Origin of the sequence: Moorena sp. SIO3H5, assembly GCF_010692395.1 — a bacterium.
Lineage (GTDB): Bacteria > Cyanobacteriota > Cyanobacteriia > Cyanobacteriales > Coleofasciculaceae > Moorena.
The window spans coordinates 1-1,211 of record NZ_JAAHHS010000786.1 but is presented as its reverse complement, the minus strand read 5'-3'; the positions used below and the strand labels follow the sequence as shown (position 1 = coordinate 1,211).

Sequence of the window (1,211 nt, the reverse complement as noted above, 5' to 3'; positions counted from 1 at the left end):
AAAGGGAGCTGATGGTAGTAGTAAACTACAGTTACGCCCTGGTAATCCCCAAATAGAAGCACTAAAACTGAAAATCCTGGAAATTCTCCAACGGGAAGGGAAGGATTTAGTTGCCCTCAATACCATGCTCTATGCGGATAACCTGAATGAGCAGGTGGTACAGCGCAAACTAGAAATTCGGGATTTGGCAGCCAATGAGCTAATTTGGAAAGCCGTAATCGCCAAAGCAGTGGCCATTGCCTTAAATCCCGTGACGGTGGTGGATATTCTCAGTGGAGCAGTAATTGACGTGGTATTAATCCTGGGTTTATCCAAGCTCTATGGTATCCAAATGACGGAAACCGGAGCAGTCAAATTGTTACAAAAAATCGCCCTGGGGATGGGCGGTATTAGTGCCAGTGAATTACTGGCAAATTTAGGATTAAGTTCATTAAAAACCCTGTTGGGTATTTCAGCACCAGCTACTGGGGGTGCGTCTTTGGCTCCCTATATGTCGGTCGCCTTAACCCAAGCCGCAGTAGGTGGTACTTCTTCCTACGGCATCGGACAAGTTACCAAAGCTTATTTAGCTAATGGGGCAACTTGGGGACCCGATGGACCAAAGGCTGTGATTCATCAGATTTTGGCAAGTATTGACGAAAAATCAATTCTTAACCGCATCAAAGATGAATTACAAGAGAAGGTTAAAAATGGCTAATTTTTGTTAACCAAAGCTATTATCCTCTGATTTTAAAAGAGTTTAACCATTCTCTAACTTGTTCTGAGGCAACATCTCGGCCACCAAGACCAAAAGCCAAGGCAATAGCCACTGCGATCGCTCCTAATAGTAAACCAAAGGCCAAGTTGACAATATTGTGGGCAATACCAATCCTTTGTAATGCCATGGCTGATACTAGGACAATAATGGCAATTCTTGCCACTTGACCCAAAATTAATGCTTGGGAGTTGCCAGAACTGGTAATGATATTGAAAGCCAAATTTGCTAGGAACAGGCCAATGGCAAATACCACTAATCCTGCTAATATCTGGGCAAATATCAACAAAATACCTTGTACTAAGGATGTTAGGGCGGGTATGCCGAGAATATCCAATGCTGCTACTGTGGCAAATAGCATTACACCCACTAAAACGATAATCCCAGCAATCTCTGATGGGGTACGGGTAGCGGGGGTAGATGCTGTTTCCCCTTCTGCATCATATGTAGTTTCCTA

At 43.8% G+C, this 1,211-nt stretch carries 1 protein-coding gene and 1 pseudogene; one reads left to right on the top strand and one right to left on the bottom strand.

Going from position 1 to position 1,211, the window contains the following annotated elements; all coding sequences use genetic code 11:
- Nucleotides 1-697, top strand: a 697-nt coding sequence (locus tag F6K52_RS36525; protein ID WP_293090156.1) for a YcjF family protein, incomplete at its 5' end; no start/stop codon positions are given.
- Between the two features lie 19 nt (nucleotides 698-716).
- Here F6K52_RS36525 and F6K52_RS36520 read toward each other — a convergent pair.
- Nucleotides 717-1,169: pseudogene (locus F6K52_RS36520) on the bottom strand (mechanosensitive ion channel); the annotation flags it as partial.
- Between the last annotated feature and the right edge of the window lie 42 nt (nucleotides 1,170-1,211).